This window comes from Vibrio sp. 1557 (assembly GCF_033340175.1).
Taxonomy (GTDB): Bacteria; Pseudomonadota; Gammaproteobacteria; order Enterobacterales; family Vibrionaceae; genus Vibrio; species Vibrio alginolyticus.
Genome location: NZ_JAWOVZ010000110.1, coordinates 1 through 1,486, shown reverse-complemented (window position 1 = coordinate 1,486; position 1,486 = coordinate 1). Strand labels below are relative to the sequence as shown.

Genomic DNA, 1,486 nt, shown 5'->3' with positions numbered 1-1,486 from the left:
ATCTTTCCGATCCGAACGTGATGCACGACACGATTACCTTAGCGAATCTTCACGATGTTGATATTGGTGCGCATCCCGGTTATCCCGACTTACAAGGTTTTGGTCGACGCAGCCTCAGTATGAGCAGCGATGAAATTACTAACATGGTGATCTATCAAGTTGGCGCGTTGCAGGCTTTGTGTCGTGCGCAGTATACCGATATCGGTTATATCAAGCCTCATGGTGCCCTTTACAACGATATGATGAAAAGCGATGCGGTTTTTCGAGCGGTCGTTAAAGCAGCCGCGCTGTTTAAAGTGCCGTTGATGATCCTTGCATCGCAAGAGAACGAAAAATATTTAGAAATCGCGGACGATTATGATGTGCCATTGTTGTTTGAGGCGTTTGCCGATCGCCTGTATCAGGATGATGGGATGTTGACACCAAGAACGCACCCAAATGCCGTTTTGAAAGATGAGCTAGCGATTTTAGAACAAGTCAGAACATTGGCTGATTCAGGCCGAGTAAAAACCGCGTCAGGCAGTTATATCTTGTTAGAAGCGGACACAATATGCGTCCATGGAGACAATGAAGAGTCGATCGCTTTGATTCAAAAAATTCGTCAAAGCCTCTACTCCGGAGGAAATTAATGCATCAAACAAAGTTCTCGATTGATTTGGTTTCTGAATGCAGCATTTTGATTCGATTTGATGAAACCATTTCTGAAAACTCAATTGGACAGTTAGCGCGAGCAATGAACCAACATCTGTCCCATATTGTCATGAATATCGTTCCTTCCTATCGAACCGTGTTAATTGATTACTTACCGTTCAGAATCAGTGAATTTCAGTTAGTCGACATACTGCACAATATCTTAGTCGCGTTTGATCCAAATAAAGCCGACAAGGCTGAGCCTAACGAAATTTCGATCCCCGTTTATTACTCGGAAGAAACTGCTTTAGATTTGAAGCGTTTTGAAGAACAAGGCATTGATATCGGCGCGCTTATTGATGCTCATACAAAGCCGGTATATACCGTTTCCGCGATTGGGTTCGCACCTGGCTTCGCCTTTCTTTCTGATGTGGAAGAGAGTATCGCCATGCCTAGGTTAAAAACGCCGAGAACGTTTGTGCCATCAGGAAGTGTCGGCATTGCCGATAGTAAGACCGCTGTTTACCCATCAGACAGTCCAGGTGGTTGGAATATCATAGGTCGTTCTCCTCTCTCACTCTTTTCGGATACTCCTCCTTTTATTCCTTTTGAAGTTGGTGACAAGGTCACGTTTTATACGGTATCAAAACAGGAATTTCTTGAGTTAGGGGGATCGTTATGAGCGCATCAGGATTATTAGTTGAAAAGTCAGGGCCTTTGTCATTGATTCAAGACTTTGGCCGTTTTGGTCTTGCTCACATCGGGATAACGCAAGGTGGTCCTGTTGATGATTACGCCTACAGTTGGGCTAATCATTTACTTGGAAATCGTGTGAATTGCTCAGCAATCGAGATTA

At 44.1% G+C, this 1,486-nt stretch carries 2 protein-coding genes and 1 pseudogene; all 3 read left to right on the top strand.

The annotated features are described in order from the left end of the window. A partial coding sequence (locus R7070_RS25025) for a 5-oxoprolinase subunit PxpA (protein WP_318141373.1) occupies positions 1–629 on the top strand: 629 nt, incomplete at its 5' end. Continuing rightward, on the top strand, positions 629–1,312 hold the full coding sequence (locus R7070_RS25020; RefSeq protein ID WP_318141372.1) for an allophanate hydrolase subunit 1: 684 nt from the start codon (positions 629–631) through the stop codon (positions 1,310–1,312). The genes R7070_RS25025 and R7070_RS25020, both read left to right, overlap by 1 nt. After that, positions 1,309–1,486, top strand: a pseudogene (locus tag R7070_RS25015) (allophanate hydrolase); the annotation flags it as partial. The gene R7070_RS25020 and the pseudogene R7070_RS25015, both read left to right, overlap by 4 nt.

Bases quoted from the DNA above. Each gene is read 5' to 3' on its own strand.
- R7070_RS25020 (WP_318141372.1), top strand. From the start codon at position 629: ATGCATCAAACAAAGTTCTCGATTGATTTGGTTTCTGAATGCAGCATT.